Annotated in this window: 16 protein-coding genes; 5 read left to right on the top strand and 11 right to left on the bottom strand. The window is 71.2% G+C overall.

The window, feature by feature from the left end:
• Positions 1–263: 263 nt before the first annotated feature.
• From ACFYYH_RS05000 to ACFYYH_RS04990, 3 genes are all read left to right on the top strand, one after another.
• Positions 264–962, top strand: a complete 699-nt coding sequence (locus tag ACFYYH_RS05000; RefSeq protein WP_388545981.1) for a transglycosylase SLT domain-containing protein — start codon at positions 264–266, stop codon at positions 960–962.
• A 195-nt stretch (positions 963–1,157) separates the two neighbouring features.
• On the top strand, positions 1,158–2,513 hold the full coding sequence (locus tag ACFYYH_RS04995) for an AI-2E family transporter (protein ID WP_388545977.1): 1,356 nt from the start codon (positions 1,158–1,160) through the stop codon (positions 2,511–2,513).
• A complete protein-coding gene (locus tag ACFYYH_RS04990; RefSeq protein ID WP_388545974.1) occupies positions 2,510–3,409 on the top strand; it encodes a hypothetical protein in 900 nt (299 codons plus the stop codon). Before ACFYYH_RS04995 ends, ACFYYH_RS04990 begins: the two co-directional genes overlap by 4 nt.
• A 139-nt stretch (positions 3,410–3,548) precedes the next feature.
• Here the strand turns inward: ACFYYH_RS04990 and ACFYYH_RS04985 are convergent, their stop codons facing one another.
• Both ACFYYH_RS04985 and ACFYYH_RS04980 read right to left on the bottom strand, forming a co-directional pair.
• Complete coding sequence (locus ACFYYH_RS04985) at positions 3,549–4,127, bottom strand: alkyl hydroperoxide reductase (RefSeq protein WP_388545972.1); 579 nt, start codon at positions 4,125–4,127, stop codon at positions 3,549–3,551.
• Between the two features lie 5 nt (positions 4,128–4,132).
• Positions 4,133–4,687 carry a peroxiredoxin gene (locus ACFYYH_RS04980; protein ID WP_388545969.1) on the bottom strand — a complete coding sequence of 185 codons (555 nt, stop codon included), beginning with the start codon at positions 4,685–4,687 and terminating at the stop codon, positions 4,133–4,135.
• A 142-nt stretch (positions 4,688–4,829) separates the two neighbouring features.
• Between ACFYYH_RS04980 and ACFYYH_RS04975 the strand changes: the two genes are divergently transcribed.
• Positions 4,830–5,828 (top strand): hydrogen peroxide-inducible genes activator, encoded by a 999-nt coding sequence (locus ACFYYH_RS04975; RefSeq protein ID WP_388546349.1) that lies wholly within the window; start codon positions 4,830–4,832, stop codon positions 5,826–5,828.
• A gap of 108 nt (positions 5,829–5,936) precedes the next feature.
• Here the strand turns inward: ACFYYH_RS04975 and ACFYYH_RS04970 are convergent, their stop codons facing one another.
• From ACFYYH_RS04970 to ACFYYH_RS04950, 5 genes are all read right to left on the bottom strand, one after another.
• Positions 5,937–8,336 carry an FtsX-like permease family protein gene (locus ACFYYH_RS04970; RefSeq protein ID WP_388545967.1) on the bottom strand — a complete coding sequence of 800 codons (2,400 nt, stop codon included), beginning with the start codon at positions 8,334–8,336 and terminating at the stop codon, positions 5,937–5,939.
• The gene (locus tag ACFYYH_RS04965; protein ID WP_388545964.1) at positions 8,333–9,019 is read right to left on the bottom strand and encodes an ABC transporter ATP-binding protein; all 687 of its coding nucleotides are present in this window, start codon (positions 9,017–9,019) and stop codon (positions 8,333–8,335) included. Before ACFYYH_RS04965 ends, ACFYYH_RS04970 begins: the two co-directional genes overlap by 4 nt.
• The gene (locus tag ACFYYH_RS04960; RefSeq protein ID WP_388545961.1) at positions 9,016–9,540 is read right to left on the bottom strand and encodes a PadR family transcriptional regulator; all 525 of its coding nucleotides are present in this window, start codon (positions 9,538–9,540) and stop codon (positions 9,016–9,018) included. The genes ACFYYH_RS04965 and ACFYYH_RS04960 overlap by 4 nt, the downstream gene beginning before the upstream one ends.
• Positions 9,541–9,692: 152 nt before the next feature.
• Entirely contained in the window at positions 9,693–9,971 is a 279-nt protein-coding gene (locus ACFYYH_RS04955) for a hypothetical protein (RefSeq protein WP_388546346.1), read from the bottom strand.
• Positions 9,917–10,855 (bottom strand): SPFH domain-containing protein, encoded by a 939-nt coding sequence (locus ACFYYH_RS04950; protein ID WP_388545958.1) that lies wholly within the window; start codon positions 10,853–10,855, stop codon positions 9,917–9,919. The genes ACFYYH_RS04955 and ACFYYH_RS04950 overlap by 55 nt, the downstream gene beginning before the upstream one ends.
• 248 nt (positions 10,856–11,103) lie before the next feature.
• On the opposite strand from ACFYYH_RS04950, the gene ACFYYH_RS04945 reads away from it, so the two are divergent.
• Positions 11,104–13,347 (top strand): transglycosylase domain-containing protein, encoded by a 2,244-nt coding sequence (locus ACFYYH_RS04945; protein ID WP_388545955.1) that lies wholly within the window; start codon positions 11,104–11,106, stop codon positions 13,345–13,347.
• A gap of 82 nt (positions 13,348–13,429) precedes the next feature.
• Here the strand turns inward: ACFYYH_RS04945 and ACFYYH_RS04940 are convergent, their stop codons facing one another.
• The 4 genes from ACFYYH_RS04940 to ACFYYH_RS04925 all read right to left on the bottom strand — a co-directional run bounded on the left by ACFYYH_RS04940 (position 13,430) and on the right by ACFYYH_RS04925 (position 19,708).
• Positions 13,430–14,893: a catalase gene (locus ACFYYH_RS04940; protein WP_388545953.1), complete on the bottom strand. Its 1,464-nt coding sequence runs from the start codon at positions 14,891–14,893 to the stop codon at positions 13,430–13,432.
• Between the two features lie 152 nt (positions 14,894–15,045).
• The gene (locus ACFYYH_RS04935; RefSeq protein ID WP_388545950.1) at positions 15,046–16,920 is read right to left on the bottom strand and encodes a SpoIIE family protein phosphatase; all 1,875 of its coding nucleotides are present in this window, start codon (positions 16,918–16,920) and stop codon (positions 15,046–15,048) included.
• A 609-nt stretch (positions 16,921–17,529) separates the two neighbouring features.
• The gene (locus ACFYYH_RS04930) at positions 17,530–18,204 is read right to left on the bottom strand and encodes a DUF402 domain-containing protein (protein ID WP_388545947.1); all 675 of its coding nucleotides are present in this window, start codon (positions 18,202–18,204) and stop codon (positions 17,530–17,532) included.
• A gap of 106 nt (positions 18,205–18,310) precedes the next feature.
• A complete protein-coding gene (locus ACFYYH_RS04925) occupies positions 18,311–19,708 on the bottom strand; it encodes a class II fumarate hydratase (protein WP_388545946.1) in 1,398 nt (465 codons plus the stop codon).
• Positions 19,709–19,897 lie beyond the last annotated feature (189 nt).

The raw sequence follows: 19,897 nt of genomic DNA, 5'->3' as shown, positions 1-19,897 counted from the left end.
AGAATTGCCTCACGGCGTTGCCTTCCGGCAGAGTCTTGCTTCCGTCAGGCCCCGCATGCGGCACACGCGCACCCCCAGTGGTGCGGCACCACACAACTCAACAACTGCCGCCGTATGCCGCCCGCGCACCACGCGGCAGTCCCCGCAAGGGGGTTGCCCACCGGGCCCGTGTCTCCCGTGACCCAAGTAGTGCGGAGGCCAGTGCCAGGGGCACGATCGCGCCCGCGGGGTCACCTGTGCGGGCGATGCTGGAAGGACACCGTGTGAGCCGGATCTCGGTCCGGGGATTCGCCGTGGCATCGGCCACTGCGGTCACCACCGTCGGCGCTGTCGTGGGTGTCGCCTCGGGCGACCCCCAGGTTTCGGGCGACAATTTCGAGGCGGCCGCAGCCGACACGACGCTCCTCGCAGACATTCCCGCGGGGCAGCAGGCGCAGGTGCAGACCGCGTCGCTGACCCAGCAGGCGGACGTACAGGCCGCCGCGGCCGACGCGTCCGCGAAGAAGTCCGCGGAGGAAGCGGCCCGTATCCAGGCCGCCAAGGACGCCAAGGCGAAGAAGGAAGCCGCCGAGGACAAGGCCGAGCGCGAGCGGGAGGCCAAGGAGGCCGCCGAGCGCGCCAGCCGTGACGAGGTGCGTTCCGCCTCCTCCTTCGCGACGCAGAGTTCGTACACCGTGGCACAGGTCCAGGCGATGGCACGGCAGATGATTCCCGCCGACCAGTTCCAGTGCTTCAGCAACATCGTGGACCACGAGTCGGGCTGGAACTACACGGCGCAGAACCCGTCCTCGGGCGCGTACGGTCTGGTCCAGGCGCTGCCCGGTTCGAAGATGTCCTCGGCGGGCGCCGACTGGCAGACCAACCCGGCCACCCAGATCAAGTGGGGTCTGAACTACATGGACGACCGCTATGGCAGCCCTTGCGGCGCCTGGTCGTTCTGGCAGGCCAACAACTGGTACTAGGACCACCGGTACCGGCAGCCGGTACGGGTACCGGGGCGTCTCGCGAGAGCCCCGGGAACCGCACCGGCCCCGCCCGGCGCTCAACCTCATGAAGCCCCCCGCCGTCCTACGGCGGGGGGCTTCACCCGTGTACGGTCGATCCGGACATCTCGGGGGGAGTGCGTGGAGCGAGGGGCGGGGGGAAGAGGACACATCATGTCGAGAGCTCAGGCGTGGCTGAACCAGATGGGTACGGGGCTGACCCGTATGGGACAGCGCCTGGACCAGCGCAGGGCCGAGGCCGAGGACCCCCCGCTCACCGTCACCGCCCCCGAGGCCGTTCCGCCGCCTCCCTCCTACGCCCCCGCCGTCGCCGCCAAGCCCGACCCCGTCTCCGCCATCCCCTGGGGCATGCGCGTCGCGGGCGAGGCCGCCTGGCGGCTGCTCGTCCTGGCCGGGACGGTCTGGGTGCTGATGCGGGTCATCAGCGCCGTACAGCTCGTGGTCATGGCCTTCGTCGCCGCCCTGCTCATCACGGCGCTGCTCCAGCCCACGGTCGCCTGGCTGAAGAGGCTGGGGGTGCCGCGCGGGGTGGCCACCGCCCTCACGACGATCGCCGGATTCGTCCTCATGGGACTGGTGGGCTGGTTCGTCGTGTGGCAGGTCATGGAGAACATCGACGATCTCTCCAACCGGGTCACGGACGGCATCAACGAGCTGAAGCGCTGGCTGCTCAACAGCCCGTTCCATGTGACCGAGGGCCAGATCAACGACATCGCGAAGAGCCTGAGCGACGCCGTCGGCTCCAACACCGAGGAGATCACGTCCGCCGGGCTCCAGGGCGTGACCGTGATAGTCGAGATGCTGACCGGCATCTTCCTCGCGATGTTCTCGACGCTCTTCCTGCTGTACGACGGCAAGAAGGTCTGGCAGTGGTCGCTCAAGCTGGTCCCGGCCCAGGCGCGTGAGGGTGTCGCGGGAGCGGGGCCGCGCGCCTGGCACACCCTGACCGCCTATGTGCGCGGCACGGTGATCGTGGCGATGATCGACGCGCTCTTCATCGGGCTCGGGCTCTACTTCCTGGAGGTCCCGCTGGCCGTGCCGCTGGCCGTCATCATCTTCCTCGGGGCGTTCGTCCCGCTGGTCGGGGCGGTCGTGTCGGGCGCGCTGGCCGTGGTCGTGGCGCTGGTGACCCAGGATGTGTTCACCGCGCTGATGGTGCTGCTCATCGTCCTCGGGGTGCAGCAGATCGAGGGCCATGTCCTCCAGCCGTTCATCCTGGGCCGCGCGGTGCGGGTGCATCCGCTCGCGGTGGTCCTGGCCGTCGCCGCGGGCGGTCTGGTGGCGGGGATCGCGGGGGCGGTGGTGGCGGTACCGCTGGTGGCGGTCACCAACACCGTCGTCGGCTATCTCCGCGCGTACAGCCTGGAACGGGACCTGCGGCTCGCGTCCCTGGCGGACCGCGCCGCGGCGGGTGTCTCCGAGCCGGCCCCGGTGCCCGTCCCGGCGGCTCCGGCCGCGGTGCCCGTGACCACGCCGGTGGCCGCCGAAGGCGCGGACGGCCGGGAATGATCTCCGAGCCGGAACTGGAGGGCGCCGACGACGGGCCGCCGGACGGCTCGTCCAGGACCGTGCCCCCGGTCCCCGCCCCCCGGGCGGGCGGCGGCGTACCGGGCGCTTCAGCGGGGTTCGCCGGATTCGACTCCTCGGCCGCCTTCAGGCCGCCCTCCGGCTCGGGGTCCGCCGTCGCTCCTGGGGCGGTCGGGGGAGCAGGGACGGGCACCGGCGCCGAGACGATCTCCGGCCAGGGCCTGCCCCGGGTGCCGTCCCGGCGGGGCCCCTGGCTGTGGGCGCTCGGCGGCGCGGTGGTCTCCTCCGCCGTATGGGCGGCCGGACTGTACGCGTACGGCACGGCCGGGCCGGATCTGGGCGGCTACCGGGTCAGCGCCAACCTCTGTCTGGACGCGGAGCTGCCCGCCCTCTCCGGGCTCCTCGGCAAGCGGCAGTTCCCGATGGCGGCGGTGGACGAACAGCTCGCGATCGACCGGGCCTCCTGCACGCTGGCGCTGACCACGGGCCGGCGGAACGAGGTCAAGAACGACACCCGTCCGGTCCCGTACACCCGCGTCGACATCGAGTACGCCCGGCACAAGCGGACCGACCCGGGGCCCGAGTTCGACGCGACGGTGACCCGGCTCGCCCCCGAAGGGGCCCTGGAGCGGCGCGTCCTGCGGATACCGGACCTGGGGGAGCGCGCGTATCTGGTGACGGACCCCTCGGGGGAGTCCCCGGAGCTGAAGGTCCTCGACGGCCAGGCCGTCCTCACGATCGCGGTCAACCGTGTCGCCAACTATGCCGCCGACCCGGTCACCGGCCATGTCCGTGAGCCGGAGCGGCCGGACTTCTCCGGGGTCGAACCCGCCATGATCGAGGACATGAGGGATCTGATGGCCGCGCTCAAGCGGTGACGCCGGCGAGGCGGCCGGCCGGGCCGCGACCGGCCGGCGCTGAGCCGTGACCGGGACGCCGTGACGGACCGAGGGGCCCGTGGACGGTGTCCACGGGCCCCTCGGCGGTCCGCCCGGCCCGCACTCCGGGTGCGGGGCCCTACTCGGCGCCGGTCCCGGCTCCCGCGGCCTCCGCAGCCTCCGCGGCCTCCGCGAGAACGGCCTCCGCGTCGAGCGTCGTACCGACCGCCTGGATCACCGAAGCGATCTTGAACGCCTCCTGGACCGTCTCCCGGTCCACGCCCGCCTTGCGCAGCACCTGCTCGTGCGAGTCCAGGCACTGGCCGCAGCCGTTGATGGCGGAGACGGCGAGCGACCACAGCTCGAAGTCGGTCTTCTCCACACCCGGGTTGCCGATGACATTCATCCGCAGCCCCGCGCGGAGCGTCCCGTACTCGGGGTCCGAGAGGAGATGCCGGGTCCGGTAGAAGACGTTGTTCATCGCCATGACGGCCGCGGCCGACTTGGCGGCGGTGTACGCCTCGGCGCTCAGACGGGCCCTGGCCTCGGGCTCCAGCGCGGAGAGCACGGCCCGCGAGCGCGAGGCGATCGCGCAGGCCAGCACCGTGCCCCAGAGCCGCTGCGCGGGCAGCTCACTGTTGCCGATCACCGAACCGAGGTTCAGCCGCAGGTCCTTGGCGTAGTCCGGTATGGCCGACTTGAGTTGATCGAGTCCCATCAGGATCACTCGCCCGACAGCAGCTTGGCGGCGTCGAGGGTGTTCTCGCCCTTGTTCCAGTTGCACGGGCACAGCTCGTCGGTCTGGAGGGCGTCCAGCACCCGCAGGACCTCCTTGGGGTTACGGCCCACGGAACCGGCGGTCACCATCGTGAACTGGATCTCGTCGAACGGGTCGACGATGAAGACCGCGCGCTGCGCGAAGCCGTCCTCGCCCTCGATGCCCAGTGCGCGCATCAGCTCGTGCTTGGAGTCGGCCATCATCGGGAACGGCAGGTCACGCAGGTCCGCGTGGTCCTTGCGCCAGGCGTGGTGCACGTACTCGGAGTCGCCGGAGAAGCCGAGGACCTGGGCGTCACGGTCGGCGAACTCGTCGTTCAGCCGGCCGAAGGCCGCGATCTCCGTCGGGCACACGAAGGTGAAGTCCTTGGGCCAGGCGAAGTAGATCTTCCACTTGCCCTCGTAGGTCTTGTGATGGATCTCCTCGAACTCCTTGCCGCTCTCCAGCGAGACGCAGGCGTTCAGTTCGAACGAGGGGAACTTGTCACCAACAGTGAGCACACGCTCTCCTAGTGGGGGATGGAAGTCCCTTTTGGGGCCTTCCGGAGGGTTGCACGGATTACTGATGGTGGCACAGGGCGTATTGATCACAGAAATAGCTAGACTCGGTCGCCGTGATCGGAGGTACCTATCAGTGGTGGCCATGCACCGCCTCACCCAGCACAGCCCGCTCAGCCAGCCCGGCCACCGGGCCAGACAGCCCAGCCTCTCCCAGCTCCGCGCCTTCGTGGCGGTGGCCGAGCAGCTCCACTTCCGGGACGCGGCCGCCGCGATCGGGATGAGCCAGCCCGCGCTCTCCGGCGCCGTCTCGGCGCTGGAGGACGTGCTCGGCGTCCAGCTCGTGGAGCGCACGACCCGCAGGGTGCTGCTCTCCCCGGCCGGGGAACGGATCGCGGTGCGGGCCAGGGGTGTCCTGGACGCGGTGGGCACACTGCTGGACGAGGCCGAGGCGGTACGGGCCCCCTTCACCGGAGTGCTCAGGCTGGGGGCGATCCCGACCGTGGCGCCGTATCTGCTGCCGACCGTCCTGCGGCTCGTGCACGAGCGCTATCCGGAGCTGGACCTCCAGGTGCACGAGGAGCAGACCGCCTCCCTGCTGGACGGTCTGCTGGCGGGCCGGCTGGACCTGCTGCTGCTCGCGGTACCGCTCGGGCGGCCGGGGATCACCGAACTGCCCCTGTTCGACGAGGACTTCGTACTGGTCGCGCCGCGGGGCCATGAGTTCGGCGGACGCCGGGACCTGCCGCGTGAGGCGCTGCGGGAGCTGCCGCTGCTGCTGCTCGACGAGGGGCACTGTCTGCGCGACCAGGCGCTGGACATCTGCCGCGAGGCGGGCCGGGCCGAGGGGGTGCCCGCGACGACCACCGCGGCCGGTCTCTCCACCCTGGTCCAACTGGTCGCGGGCGGCCTCGGGGTCACGCTGCTGCCCCGTACGGCGGTGCGGGTCGAGACGGGACGCAACGAGCGCCTGTCGACGGGGTACTTCGCCGATCCCGCGCCCTCGCGCACGGTCGCGCTGGCGATGCGGACGGGCGCGGCCCGGAGCGAGGAGTTCGAGACCTTCGCGGACGCGCTCAGGGAGGCGCTGCGGATCCTGCCGGTACGGGTGGCCCGGCCCGCACGTGGTCCGGCACCCGCGTGACCCGTGCGCGGTCCGGCACCCGCCTGAACCGTGCGCCGTCCGGCGCCCGCGTGATCCGTACCGCTGTGCGGCGCACCCCCGCGGGCGCGCCGCACACCCGGCCGCCGCTCACTCCGACCGCAGCCCCTCCGGCCGCATCATCCGCCACAGCGGCGGCAGACTGGCCGCCGTCACCAGCATGATCACCGCGGCGCCCGCGCCCGCGAAGGGCAGGAAGGCCCACCAGTCGGTGAACGGCTTGGCGACCATGCGCAGCAGGACCACCCCCAGCGTCAGCCCGCCGGCGATCGCCAGGACCGTACCGAGCACCACCGGCAGGGCCGTCTGCCACAGCACCGACCAGGCGAGCGTCGAGCGGCGCGTGCCGAACGCCACCAGCACCGACAGCAGCCGTCTGCGCTCCCGCAGTTGCTCGACCTGGGAGACCAGCATGCTCGCCGCGATCAGCCCCATCGTGGCGGTGCCGCCGATCAGCAGCCCCTTGCGCACACTCGCGTACTTCGCGTCCCGCTCCACGGCCTTGACCGTCCACACCCGCGCCGTCGGATCGAGACGCGCCGCCGTGTTCCGTACGTACTCCTCGGCGTCCGGCACCCGGGCGTCGATGCGGATCGCGGCGGTGGTCGAGGCCGTGAGCAGCAGATCGGCGTCGACGGCGCCGGGCGTCGCCAGGATGCCGTTGATCTCCCGGCCCACCGGGTCCTTCCTCGCCGCGACCGTGCGGGCCGACGCCGGCAGCGTCCACAGCGAGGGTTTCGAACCGTCGTCCACCGAGCGCGTGTTGAGATCCACCTGTCCGCCCGGCCTGGCCGTCCTGTCGGTCCAGTCGTTCTGCTCCCCGCGCCCCGGGAGATGGGAGACGAACGCGTCCCCGTCGCGGCAGGACGGCAGCTCGGCGAGTTCCCGCAGCGTGGCACAGCTTCCGACGGTCAGCGTGGTGGTGGGCTGGATCTCGTCCGGGCCCACGCGGCCGGGCCGGATCACATAGCTCTCGACCGTGCCGACCACCGTCGTCACCCCCTCGGTGTCCCGGAAGCCGTCGATCATCCGCTGGGCCAGCTCCCCGCTGCCGTACTCCGCGGAGACGGCGATGTCCGCCCGCGCCGGGTCCTGCCCGGTGGGATGCAGGAACGCCTCATGGACCCCGGTGGAGACCATCTGGAGCGCGATGGCGCCCGCCACCGCGACGGTGATACCGCTGACCGCGCGGGCCGCCGAACCGCTGTTGAGCTGGAGCCGGCGCACGGCGAGCTGCCAGGGCACGGGACCGCCGCGCAGCCTGGCCACCACCGCCTCGACCAGCCAGGGCAGCAGCGTGGTCAGACCCACCAGCACCAGGATCGCCCCGGCCGCGATCGGATAGGGATCGACCGCCACCCTGCTCTCGTCGACGATCCCGATCCGCGCCAGGAGCACCACGCCGACGACGGGCGGCAGCGGCCGCCACCACAGCCGGCGGCGCCGGGGGACCGTGTGCCGTACGACGCCCAGCGGCTCGATGGTCACCGAGCGCAGCGCGAGCAGCGTGACGGCGACGGCCGCGGCCGGTACGCCCAGCACGACCAGAGCCGCGAGCGCCGGTACCGGGACCAGATCGGCGGGGAAGGCGCTCAGACTCCACAGCCGCACCCCGCCCGCCAGCGGGCGCACGGCCAGGAAGAGCCCGAACCCGGTCAGCACGCCCAGCACCGCACCGAACAGCGCCTCCCCGGCGGCGATCCGCCGGGTGGCCCGGATGTCGGCGCCCACCAGCCGCAGCGCGGCGAGCCTGCGGTCCCTGCGGTCGCCGCCGAAGCGCACGGCGGTGGCGATGAAGATGGTCACCGGCACCAGCAGGACGACGGCGATCAGTACGGTCAGGACCACCAGCAGGGGTTCCATCGGGTTGGGCGCCCGGTGGTCGCCGTACCCGGTGGTCCGCTGGGCGCCCCTCGCCAGGGTGAGGGTGTCGCTGCCCGCGTAGTAGTACAGCTCGTCGGGGTCGAGCAGACCGGCGTCGGCGACGGTGCCGGTGATCCGGTGGCCGAGCCGCTCCCTCAGCAGGGCGCCGCCGGGCGAGGCGAGCAGGTCCCGCAGCGCGGGGGAGACCAGCATCTCGTCGGGACCCGGCAGCGCGGTCACCCCGGGCGGAAGCGGCGGACGCGAGCCGTCCGGGCGCACGAGCCGCCCGCCGACGCCCTCACCCCGGTACTCGGTTCCCGCGTCGGTCCACACGAGCGTCGTGTCCGAACGCTCTACCGGTGTGCCGGAGACCTCCTCGGCGGTGGTGCGCGCCTGAGCACGCGCGTCCCGCGCCTCGATGGCACGCGGTACGGAGGCGGCGAAGAAGAGCAGGGCGACACCGAGCCCGACGCCCAGCGCGGTCAGTCCCGTACGGATCCAGCCCTCGCGCCCGCCCGCCGCGGCGAACCGTATGCCGAGGCCGAGATCGCGTATCCAGGAGCCCGCGCCGCCCGGCGCCCGCACCGGCGGGGGTACGGGGGGCCGCGGCCGGTCGAGCAGCGTCATACGGCGTACTCCGGATCGCGTGTCTTCCCGTCCCGTACGACGAGCTCCCGGTCCGAGTAGGCGGCGACCCGGGCCTCGTGCGTGACCAGGACCACGGCGGCGCCGGCGGACCGGGCGGCCTCGGTCAGCATCTCCATCACCCGCTCGCCGCCGTAGGAGTCGAGCGCGCCGGTCGGCTCGTCGGCGAAGATCACCCGCGGAGAGGTGACCAGCGACCGGGCCACGGCGACCCGCTGGCCCTGCCCGCCGGAGACCTCGCCCGGACGCTTGGACCTCAGCCCGGCGACCTCCAGCCGCTCCATCCACTCCAGCGCGGTGCGCTCGGCGTCCTTGCGCCGGGCACCGGAGAGCCGCAGCGGCAGCGCGACATTCTCCACGCAGGTCAGCTCGGGTACGAGCTGGCCGAACTGGAACACGAAGCCGAAGTCGGTACGGCGCAGGGCGCTCAGCTCGGCGTCCGGCAGGCCGGTCAGCTCGCGGCCCCGGTACGTGATGACGCCCGCGTCGGGACGCACGATCCCGGCGAGACAGTGCAGCAGGGTCGACTTCCCCGAGCCCGAGGGACCCATGACGGCGACGATCTCGCCGGGGTGGATGGAGAACGAGGCGCCGTCGAGCGCGGGGGTCGGACCGTACGACTTGCGCAGCTCCTCGGCGACGAGCAGGGAGCCTTCGGGCGTCACGGCCTGACCACCACGGCGAGCTTGTCCAGCCGGGCGGCGGTCAGCTCCAGCCAGCGCAGATCGGCCTCCAGATGGAACAGGGCGTGATCGCAGACGAGCTGGTCGGCGAGGTCGCCCTCGCGCTTGCGCGCGGTGAGATCACGCATCATCCGCAGATGCTCGGCGCGCTGGGTGTCGAGCAGATCGGCGGCGCTGCGGCCGGTGAGCAGCGCGATGACGATCTTCGTGTAGAGCGCGGACTGGAGATACGGCTCGGGCTTCTCCGGCTGCGCGAGCCACCGCTCGACATCGGTGACGCCGGCGTCGGTGATGGCGTACCGCTTGCGCTCCGGTCCGCCGCCGGCCTCCATGCCGTCGACGGCGACGAGGCCGTTCTTCAGGAGCCGGGACATGGTCGAGTAGACCTGGCCGTAGTGGAGCGGCCGGTCGTGACCGAACTGCTGGTCGAAGGCGCGCTTGAGGTCGTAGCCGTGGCGCGGTCCGGACTCCAGGAGCCCGAGAAGGGTGTGCCCGATTGACATGCCGGAACTATACACCGCGTGTATAGCCGACCGAAGGCGCGGTGCGCGCGCCTCCGGCGGTGGACGCCGCCGAAGACGGACCGCGCTCCCGGACCGCACCCCTGGACCGGTCCCTCGGACCCCGGCCCCGCACCGCGCCCCCCGGACACGGCCTAGCCGGGAGGCGGGGGCGTCTCGTCCGGGGGCGGGGGCTTGCGGGGGCGGCCGCGGCGCGGGATCGGCGCCGCGTTGCCCGGGAGGCGCCCCGTCTCCGCCAGGGCCCGGCGGAGCAGGAACTCGATCTGCGCGTTCGCGCTGCGCAGTTCGTCGGACGCCCAGCGGGCCAGGGCGTCGTACACCGCCGGATCCAGTCGCAGGAGGACCTGCTTGCGTTCGGTCACTGGTAGAGCGTGCCCGTGTTCACGACCGGCTGTGCCGAGCGGTCCCCGCAGAGGACGACCAGCAGATTGCTCACCATCGCCGCCTTGCGCTCCGAGTCCAGCTCGACGATGTCCTGTTCGGTGAGCCGGGTCAGGGCCGCCTCGACCATGCCGACCGCGCCGTCCACGATCTGCCGGCGGGCGGCGACGACCGCGCCCGCCTGCTGGCGCTGGAGCATCGCCGAGGCGATCTCCGGGGCGTAGGCGAGATGCGTGAAGCGGGACTCGATGATGTCGACACCCGCCGCGTCCACCCGGGCGCGCAGTTCGACGGCGAGCTTCTCGGTGATCTCCTCGGCGTTGCCGCGCAGCGACAGGCCTTCCTCGTCGTGGTTGTCGTACGGGTACTCGATGGCGATGTGCCGCAGGGCGGCCTCGGTCTGGGTGGAGACGAACTCCAGGAAGTCGTCCACCTCGAACAGCGCCTGGGAGGTGTCCTCGACCCGCCAGACCACGACCGCGGCCAGCTCGATCGGGTTGCCGTAGGCGTCGTTGACCTTGAGGACCGGGGTCTCGTGGTTCCGTACCCGCGTCGAGATCTTGACGCGGGAGGTGAGCGGGTTCACCCAGCGCAGTCCGTCGGTGCGGATCGTGCCGCGGTAGCGGCCGAAGAGCTGGACCACCCGGGCCTCGCCCGGCGCCACCATGTTCAGCCCGCACATCGCGAGGAACGCGGCGAGAGCGATGAGCGCGCCGGTCACGATCACCGCGACCTTGGCGCCGGCGGAGCCGAGCAGGGCGCCGAAGACGATCAGCAGCACGCCGGCGGCGAGGCCGAGCAGCCCGAGCAGCAGGGCGAGGGCGCCCCCGATGCTGTGCGCGGAGAACTCCCGTACCTGCGGATCCGGCATCTCCGGGAGATCGTCGACAGGTGTCCTGGTGCTGGTGATGGTCATGTTCCTACCCCGTTTCCGGCTCTGGTCCGCGCGACCGCGGTAGCTATCATTGTGATTACACATTATTGGTTCTGGCAACCCTTCGGCCGTCTGGTGAGTCGGTTCCATAGAGATGGGTGCGGATTGTCACGTCCGGAAAGTCAGGATCGGATGCCCTTTGTCACAGGGAGTGGTGTTAGCTTTCTGAGCTGATTCCGATGGAGGGCGCGAGTCCTGACGACATGACCTGAGAGCGGAGCGACACGGCGATGGGCCGAGGTGAAGCCGGACGGGCGGGGCGGCATGGAACGCGCCGGGCGCCGAAAGAGGGCGGCATACGCCGTTTCTTCGGCCCGAAGAAGCTGCTCGGCACCTTCTTCGGGCTCTGCCTGCTCGCCATGGGCGGGTTCTTCGTGATCTATCTGCTGGTCCCGGTGCCGAGCGCCAACGCGCAGGCCGAGATGCAGAGCAATGTCTACAAGTACAGCGACGGCACGGTCCTGACCCGTACCGGCCGGATCAACCGCGAGATCGTCGGTCTGGAGCAGATACCCAAGGAGGTCCAGCGGACCTTCGTCGCCGCCGAGAACAAGAGCTTCTACCAGGACAGCGGCGTCGACCTCAAAGGGACGGCGCGCGGTCTGCTGAACACCGTCTCCGGCAAGGGCAAGCAGGGCGGCTCGACCATCACCCAGCAGTACGTCAAGAACTACTACCTGAACCAGGACCAGACGATCACCCGCAAGCTCAAGGAGCTGGTGATCTCCCTGAAGGTGGACCGCAAGAAGGACAAGAACGAGATCCTCGCCGGGTACATCAACACCAGCTACTACGGGCGCGGTGCGTACGGGATCCAGGCCGCGGCGCAGGCGTACTACGGCGTCGACGCGGAGCGGCTGAACGTCTCCCAGGGCGCGTATCTCGCCGCGCTGCTCCAGGCCCCCAGCCAGTACGACTGGGCCGTGGCCGGCGACACCGGCAAGCGGCTGGTGACCCAGCGCTGGAACTACGTCCTCGACAACATGGTCGAGATGGACTGGCTGGACGCGTCGGCCCGCTCCGCTCTGAAGTTCCCCGTACCGCACGAGCCCAAGGCCGCCCGCGGGATGGAGGGCCAGACCGGCTATCTGGTCGAGGCCGCCGACGACGAACTGGCACGCCAGGGCATCGACAAGGCGGACATCGAGGCGGGCGGCTGGACGATCACCCTCAACATCGACAGGAAGCGGCAGAAGCAGCTCGAACAGTCGGTCGACAAGGAGCTGGAGAGCAAGCTCGACCGCGAGAACAACACGACCGACGCGACGGTCCAGGCCGGCGCGACCTCCGTCGACCCGAGGACCGGACATGTCGTCGCGCTCTACGGGGGCAGGAGCGCCACCGAGCACTGGATCTCCAACGCCACCCGCGAGGACTACCAGCCGGCGTCGACCTTCAAGCCGGTGGTGCTCGCCTCCGCCCTGGAGAACGGCTCGGAGACCCAGGACGGCGAGAAGATCGGCGTCAACACGCGGTACGACGGCACCAGCAAGCGGAAGGTCGTGGGCAGCGACACCCCCTTCGCCCCGGAGAACGAGGACGACCGGGACTACGGCACGGTGAACGTGCAGACCGCCATGAACAAGTCGATCAACTCGGTCTTCGCGCAGATGGTCGTGGACGTCACCCCCGCCAAGGTCAAGCGCACGGCGCTGGACCTCGGGATGCGGGACGGCGAGGACTTCCCCGAGCGCCCCGCCATCACGCTCGGCGTGATGAACGCCTCCACCTGGGACATGGCCGGTGTCTACGCGACGCTCGACAACCACGGCAGGAAGGTCACCCCGGCCATCGTGCGGTCGGCCTCGCACAAGGACCGTACGGCCGACCTGCCCGATCCGGTCGGCAAGCGGGTGCTCAGCCGGGAGACGGCCGACACCGTGACCCATGTCCTCCAGGGCGTCGTGGACAACGGATCGGGCTCCGCGGCCGACACGTCCGCCTATGACGCGGCGGGCAAGACCGGTACCTCGGAGGACAACAAGTCCGCCTGGTTCGCCGCCTACACCCCCCAGCTCACGACGGTGGTGGCGCTCTTCGGCGAGTCCCCGAAGGAGGGCGGCGGACAGGTCACCCTGACCGGCACCGCCAACAGCGGCCGGGCCAACGGCGGTGGCTTCCCCGCCAGGATCTGGGCGGACTACACGCTCGGCGCGCTGAACGGCGGCTCGGACGCGCGGTTCGACCTGGAGATCGCCGAGCCCGTACGCGAGGAGCCCACGCTGACGCCCAGCGAGACGGCGCCGAGCGAGACGCCGAGCACCGAGCCGGCGCCGACCACCTCGGCGCCGCAGGAGCCGGAGCCGTCGGACACCCCGAGCGAGAGCGCGCCCGAGACGCCCGAGGAGAGCCCGCCCGTCACCGAGCCCGGCCCCGGAAACACCCTCAGCGGCGATCCCGGTGACGGTGAGACCGGCGATGTGCCGACCGCCGGGGCCGACGTTCCCGAGGGCCGCGCCACCGGCGGTCACTGACCCGGCGCGACAGGGCGCAACAGGGAGCGGCCCCGGCCGGTGATCCTCCACCGGCCGGGGCCGCTCCCCGGGGACGGCACGGTCAGCCGCCGTTCACCTTGTTCGCGATACGGTCGCCGATCACCTTGTCGATATTGCGCCAGTACTGGATCGCCCGGTCGAGCACCGGCCGGGAGACGCCCTGGGCCAGATGTCCGCTGACGTTCGACACCAGCCGGTCGCGGGCGGCGTCGTCGAGGACCTCGCGGACCTGGGTGCCCGCCTGGCCCCAGTCGTCGTCCTCGCGGTGCAGCCGGTACGTCTGGCGCACCATCTCGCCCGCAGCGGCCCAGCCGGCCGGATCGCCGAAGCGCTCCGTGTCGGCCGCGGGACCGCCGTACGAGTTCGGCGCGTACGGCCTGGCCGCCGTCGAGGGCTCGTACCGCATCGGTCCGTCCTTGGCGTACGAGTGGACCGGCACCCGGGCCCGGTTGGGCGGGAGCTGGGCGTAGTTCGGTCCGATGCGGTACCGGTGCGTGTCCGGGTACGAGAAGAGCCGGCCGAGCAGCATCTTGTCCGGCGACGGGCCGATGCCCGGCACCAGATTCGAGGGCTCGAACGCCGCCTGCTCGATATGGATGAAGAAGTCGTCCGGGTTCTTGTCCAGCGTCATCCGGCCGACATCGATCAGCGGGTAGTCACCGTGCGGCCACACCTTGGTCAGATCGAACGGGTTGAACCGGTAGTCGGCCGCGTCCTCGAACGGCATGATCTGGACCTTGAGGCTCCAGGTCGGCGCGTTCCCGGACTCGATCGACTCGTACAGATCACGCCGGTGGTGGTCCGCGTCGGAACCGGCCATCGCGTCGGCGTCGGCCTGGGTGAGGAAGTCGATGCCCTGGTCGGTCTTGAAGTGGTACTTCACCCAGAACCGCTCACCCGCGCCGTTCACCCACATATAGGTGTGCGAGCTGTAGCCGTTCATGTGCCGGAACGACTTCGGGATGCCCCGGTCGCCCATCAGCCAGGTGACCATATGGGCGGACTCGGGGGAGAGGGTCCAGAAGTCCCACTGCATGTCGTTGTTGCGCAGCCCGGTGGCCGGGTGGCGCTTCTGCGAACGGATGAAGTCCTGGAACTTGCTCGGGTCACGGACGAAGAAGACCGGCGTGTTGTTGCCGACCATGTCGTAGTTGCCCAGCTCGGTGTAGAACTTCAGCGCGAAGCCGCGGGGGTCGCGCCAGGTGTCGGGCGATCCCAGCTCACCGGCGACCGTCGAGAAACGGGCCAGCATGTCCGTGCGCCTGCCGGGCTGGAAGAGATCGGCCTTGGTGAACTGGCTGACGTCGTTCGTCACCTCGAAGACGCCGTACGCGCCCGCGCCCTTGGCGTGGACCACGCGTTCGGGGACCCGTTCCCGGTTGAACTGGGCCATTTTCTCGATCAGATAGTGGTCTTGCAGCAGGATCGGCCCGTCGGGGCTGATGGTGAGCGAGTGTTCGTCGCTCTCCACCGGGATGCCGACGTTGTTCGTCGTGTAAGCCGTCCTGGGAGATGACGCGGTCACGAACGTACTCCCGTCGATAGCAGGCCCGGGAAACCGGGGGCGACCCGGGGAATGGCAGCGTTCATTGAGAGCGCCTTCCCCAGTCAAGCCCTCCCACACCATGTCGGCAACATCTATTTATGTCCTTTTTGTGGTGTGGGGCGCTCTTCCGCTCACATCCGGGTCGGCAGCTCGAACCAGACGACCTTGCCGGTCGAAAGACGCGTCGCTCCCCAGCGCCGCGCCAGCCGGTTGACCAGGAACAATCCCCGTCCGCTCTCATCCGTGTCCCGGGCCCGCCGCTGCCGTGGGAGCTGCGGCGAGTCGTCCCCCACCTCACAGCGCAGGACATCCGTACGGAGCAGCCGCAGGGTCACCGGACGCTCGGCGTACCGCACGGCGTTCGTGACGACCTCGCTGATCAGCAGCTCGACGGAGTCGCTCAGCTCCTCCAGGTCCCAGCGGGCCAGCGCCCGCCTGGCCAGCCGCCGGGCCCGGCCGGGAGCGGCGTCCTCCGGCTCCAGGAACCAGTACGCCACATCGCTCGGCGCGATCCCGTCGAAGCGGGCGGCGAGCAGCGCGATGTCGTCGTCACGGTCGCCGGGGCCCAGCACATCGAGGACGTCGTCGCAGAGCGCCTCCAGCGGCGGCGAATGATCGGGCCCGGTGAGCTGCGCGGTGGCCGCGAGCCGCTCCCGGAGCTGCTCGATCCCCGTCCACACGTCACGCAGCCGGGACTCGACGAGCCCGTCCGTGTAGAGCAGCAGGGTCGCCCCGGCGGGCGCGTCGAGCTCCACGGCCTCGAAGTCCACCCCGCCGACCCCGATCGGTGCCCCGGGCGGAACCCGGAGCACCTCGGCCCGGCCGCCGAGATGCAGCAGTATGGGCGGCGGATGGCCCGCGTTGGCGATGGTGATCCGGTGCGAGACCGGGTCGTAGACGGCGTAGAGGCAGGTCGCCATCCGGTCCGAGCCGAGCCGCTGCGCCTGCTCGTCGAGATGGTGCAGCACCTCCTGCGGCGGCAGATCGAGACCGGCGAGGGTCTGCGCGGTCGTACGGAGCTGGCCCATGATCGCCGCGGACGTCATGGAGTGGCCCATGACATCGCCGACGACCAGGGCGACCCGGCTGCCGGGCAGCGGGATCGCGTCGTACCAGTCACCGCCCACCCGGGCGGTCTCGGCGGCCGGGAGATAGCGGGAGGCCAGCCGGACACCCGTGGGCTGCGGAAGGTTCTCCGGCAGCATCGTGCGCTGGAGCTCGTCCGCGATATACGCCTCACGGCCGTACAGCACCGCCTTGTCGATCCCCAGCGCGGTGTGCGTGGCGAGCTGCGCCGCCACCAGCAGATCGTTCGGCTCGAAGGCGGCGCGGTCCGGCCTGCGCAGGAAGACGGCCGCGCCGATGACGCGCCGGCGGCCGCGCAGCGGCGCGAGGATCGCGCGGTGCCCGTTCGGCACGGCGCGGTCGGCGCCCAGCAGTTCCGGCAGCGCGGCGCGGGCCGCGGCGGAGTCGCCGAAGACCGGGCGCACGCCCCGCAGGACCTCGGAGAGCGCGCCGCCCGAACCGACCTCGCACAGCTCCGCGGCCGGCATCACATCGGACTGCGGATCGAGGATCGGCAGCAGCAGACCGTCGCTGAGCTGGAGCGGGACACCGCCGCCCTCGGTGTCGTCGTCGGTCAGCCGCAGCCGGTCCGTGCGCCGCAGCCGCAGCACGAACGGCGACACCGGACGCTCGTCACCGACGGGCAGCGGATCACGGAGATAGACGAGTATGGCGTCGGAGAACGTCGGCACGGTCGCGCGGCACAGCCCGAGCACGATCTCGTCCAGGTCTATGCCGCGTGCGATACGGCGGGTCGCGGCGCCCACGAAGCGCAGCCGGTCGCCCTCGCGCCGCGCGGTCCCCGCGGGGTCGGGCGCGGGCGCGGGCACGGAGGGCTGTGGTACCCCGGAGGCGCCCGCCTCCTGCCGCGGCCGCGTACGTTCCTGCGGCCGGGCAACCAGGGGCTGCCTGCCTTCGTGGGAGGGTGGGTGCTCCGTCACGCGTGGGATTCCGTCCGTCCGGGCCGGTGGTGCGATGCGGTCGCTGCGACTGGGTCGGGTCCCGGCCATGCCGTTCCCCGCCGGGGTCTGCGCCCAGGCCCTGTCCGGTACCTGGTGCGGCTCAGGACACCCGGGGGCGTCCTGCGGTTCCTGCTGGGCCCGCGACGCATGGCTCCACCCCCTCGTAGTGACTCACGGTCGTCATGACGTGCGGTCGTAGCGGCTAACGGTGTGACGTCTGGTGACATGCGGTGTGACTAATGGTCAGGCCGGTTGCTGCGCGCGCCCGTTGCCCCGGTGCAGTCTTCCGGAGGACGATCCTACGTTTGAACCCTGGGGGCACATCAAGGGTCTCACGACGGCGGCGGCGGTGCCCCTGTGATCACGGTGTTGGTCAGCATCGTTCCAGCCACCCGGGCCGCTTCCGGCCAGGTCTTCGGACCGGCGGAGAGCTGCCGCACGGCTGTGCGAGGGGCGGTGCGAAGGGCTGTACGGACAGCCGCACGCCGGGGCGTACGGGGTTCTGTGCGGCCGTACCCGGGGACGGCCGGGGCGCGGGGCGCGCGGAGAGGGCGCGGGGCGGTGCCGAAAGCCCGCGCGACGGGCCGCTCAACGGGCCTGCACCCCGGCGTCCACCGGCGCCCGGTCCCAGTCGTCGGGCAGCTCGGGCACCGTCCAGTGCGGCTCGGGCCGCCAGTGCTCCCAGCCGTCGCGGAACGGCGTGCCCCAGGCGCCGATCAGCTCGACCGCCGCGAGCCCCGCCTCCCTGACCCGGCGGGCCTGGGCGGGTGTCATCAGACCGTCCTGCTGGGCCTGGGCGAACTCGTCCTCGTCACGCCACCGCCAGCTCCGGTCGGGAAAGACGTCGATGTCGAGGAAGTGGTCCTCCGAGTCGACGCCGCCGGCCCAACGGGTGCGCGGCTCCTCCAGGTTCACGTACCAGTTCTGGAAGCGCCAGTCGCGCCCCCACCACAGCCACACCGACCACGGCTCCCCCGGCCGGGCCAGCTTCAGCACGCCCATCCCGTACCACCGGTCCCGCACCACCGTGCGCGGGGTGGTGTAGCGGGTGGCGAGCGGCTCGTTCTGGATCGGCGAACCGTCCGCGAGGGCCGGCTTCACACACGGCGTGTCCGGTGCCAGCCAGGCGGCGAGCAGTTCGTCGGAGTCCTCGACGACCGTGACGGGACGGCAGATGTGCACCCGGTCCCCGGCGTTCTCCCGGTACCGCCACAGAATCTGTGTGCCGGGCGCCCAGTGCCCGGTCGCCGCCGTCTCTGTCATGCGCAGATCTTAGGGCTTGTCGTCACGGTCCCGTCCGGCGCGCGGGTCCCGGCACGGCACACGGTCCGCCGGCCGCCGTCCTCCCCCCGCCGCCCCGTCACGCCCGTCACGGACGGGTCATCCGCAGCACGTCCAGCGCCTCGTCGAGCTGTTCCAGGGTGAGGTCCCCGCGCTCCACATACCCCAGCTCCAGGACCGTCTCGCGGATCGTCCGGTGCTCGGCCAGGGACTTCTTGGCGACCTTCGCGGCCTCCTCGTACCCGATGTACTTGTTCAGCGGGGTGACGACGGAGGGCGACGACTCGGCGTACTCACGCGCCCGTTCGACGTGGGCGACGACACCGTCGACCGTACGGTCCGCCAGCAGCCGGGACACGTTCGCCAGCAGCCGCACGGACTCCAGGAGGTTCTTGGCGATCACCGGGAGCATGACGTTCAGCTCGAAGTTCCCGGCGGCGCCCGCCGCGGCGACCGTGGCGTCATTGCCGGTGACCTGCGCGGCGACCATCAGCACGGCCTCCGGAATCACCGGATTGACCTTGCCGGGCATGATCGAGGAACCGGGCTGGAGATCCGGCAGGCTGATCTCGGCGAGTCCGGTGCGCGGCCCCGAGGCCATCCAGCGCAGATCGTTGGAGATCTTGGTGAGGGAGACCGCGAGCGTACGGAGCTGCCCCGAGGTCTCCACGAGCCCGTCCCGTGCCCCCTGCGCCTCGAAGTGGTTGCGCGCCTCCGTCAGCGGCAGTCCCGTGGCGCGGGCCACCTCGGCGATCACGGCGGCGGAGAAGCCGGGCGGGGTGTTGATGCCGGTGCCCACCGCCGTACCGCCGAGGGGCAGTTCGGCGAGCCGGGGGAGGGAGGCGGTCAGCCGCTCCACCGCGTATCGGATCTGCGCGGCGTACCCGCCGAACTCCTGGCCGAGCGTGACGGGCGTGGCGTCCATGAGATGCGTACGGCCCGACTTGACCACGGAGGCGAACTCCCCGGCCTTGCGCTCCAGGGCGGCGGCGAGATGCTCCAGCGCCGGGATCAGCTCGCCGGTGACGGCGGCGGTCGCGGCGATATGGATGCTGGAGGGGAAGACGTCGTTGGAGCTCTGTGACGCGTTCACATGATCGTTCGGATGGACCGCACGGCCGAGGCGCTCGGTGGCCAGCGTGGCCAGCACCTCATTCGTGTTCATATTCGAGGAGGTACCCGAGCCCGTCTGGAAGACGTCCACCGGGAAGTGGTCGTCCCAGCGGCCCGCGGCGACCTCGGCCGCCGCCTCCTGGACGGCGTCGGCGATGTCCTTGTCGATCACTCCCAGCTCGGCGTTGACCTTGGCCGCGGCGGCCTTGATCCGGGCCAGCGCCTCGATATGGGCGCGTTCGAGACGCTGTCCCGAGATGGGGAAGTTCTCCACGGCCCGCTGGGTCTGCGCACGCCACTTGGCGTGGGCGGGGACCCGCACCTCACCCATCGAGTCGTGTTCGGTGCGGTACCGGTTCTCGTCCGTCGTCATCGTCGTCGTACCTCCTGAGGGAAGAGCGTCCGGCCGATCCGATGTGTTCCCGGGGAGCGTTCCCACGAAAGGGTTGCGGCGGGGCGGTGAAAAGGCGGGGCGGCGGGGCGGCGAGGCACCGGGCCGGTGGAACAGCGGGGCGGCGGGGCGGACGGCACGGGTGTCCGGGGCACAGGGGGCACAGGAGAA

The sequence above is a fragment of the Streptomyces sp. NPDC002018 genome, assembly GCF_042890865.1.
Taxonomy (GTDB): domain Bacteria; phylum Actinomycetota; class Actinomycetes; order Streptomycetales; family Streptomycetaceae; genus Streptomyces.
Note: the sequence above shows the minus strand (reverse complement) of the source record. Positions and strands in the feature narration are given on the sequence as shown.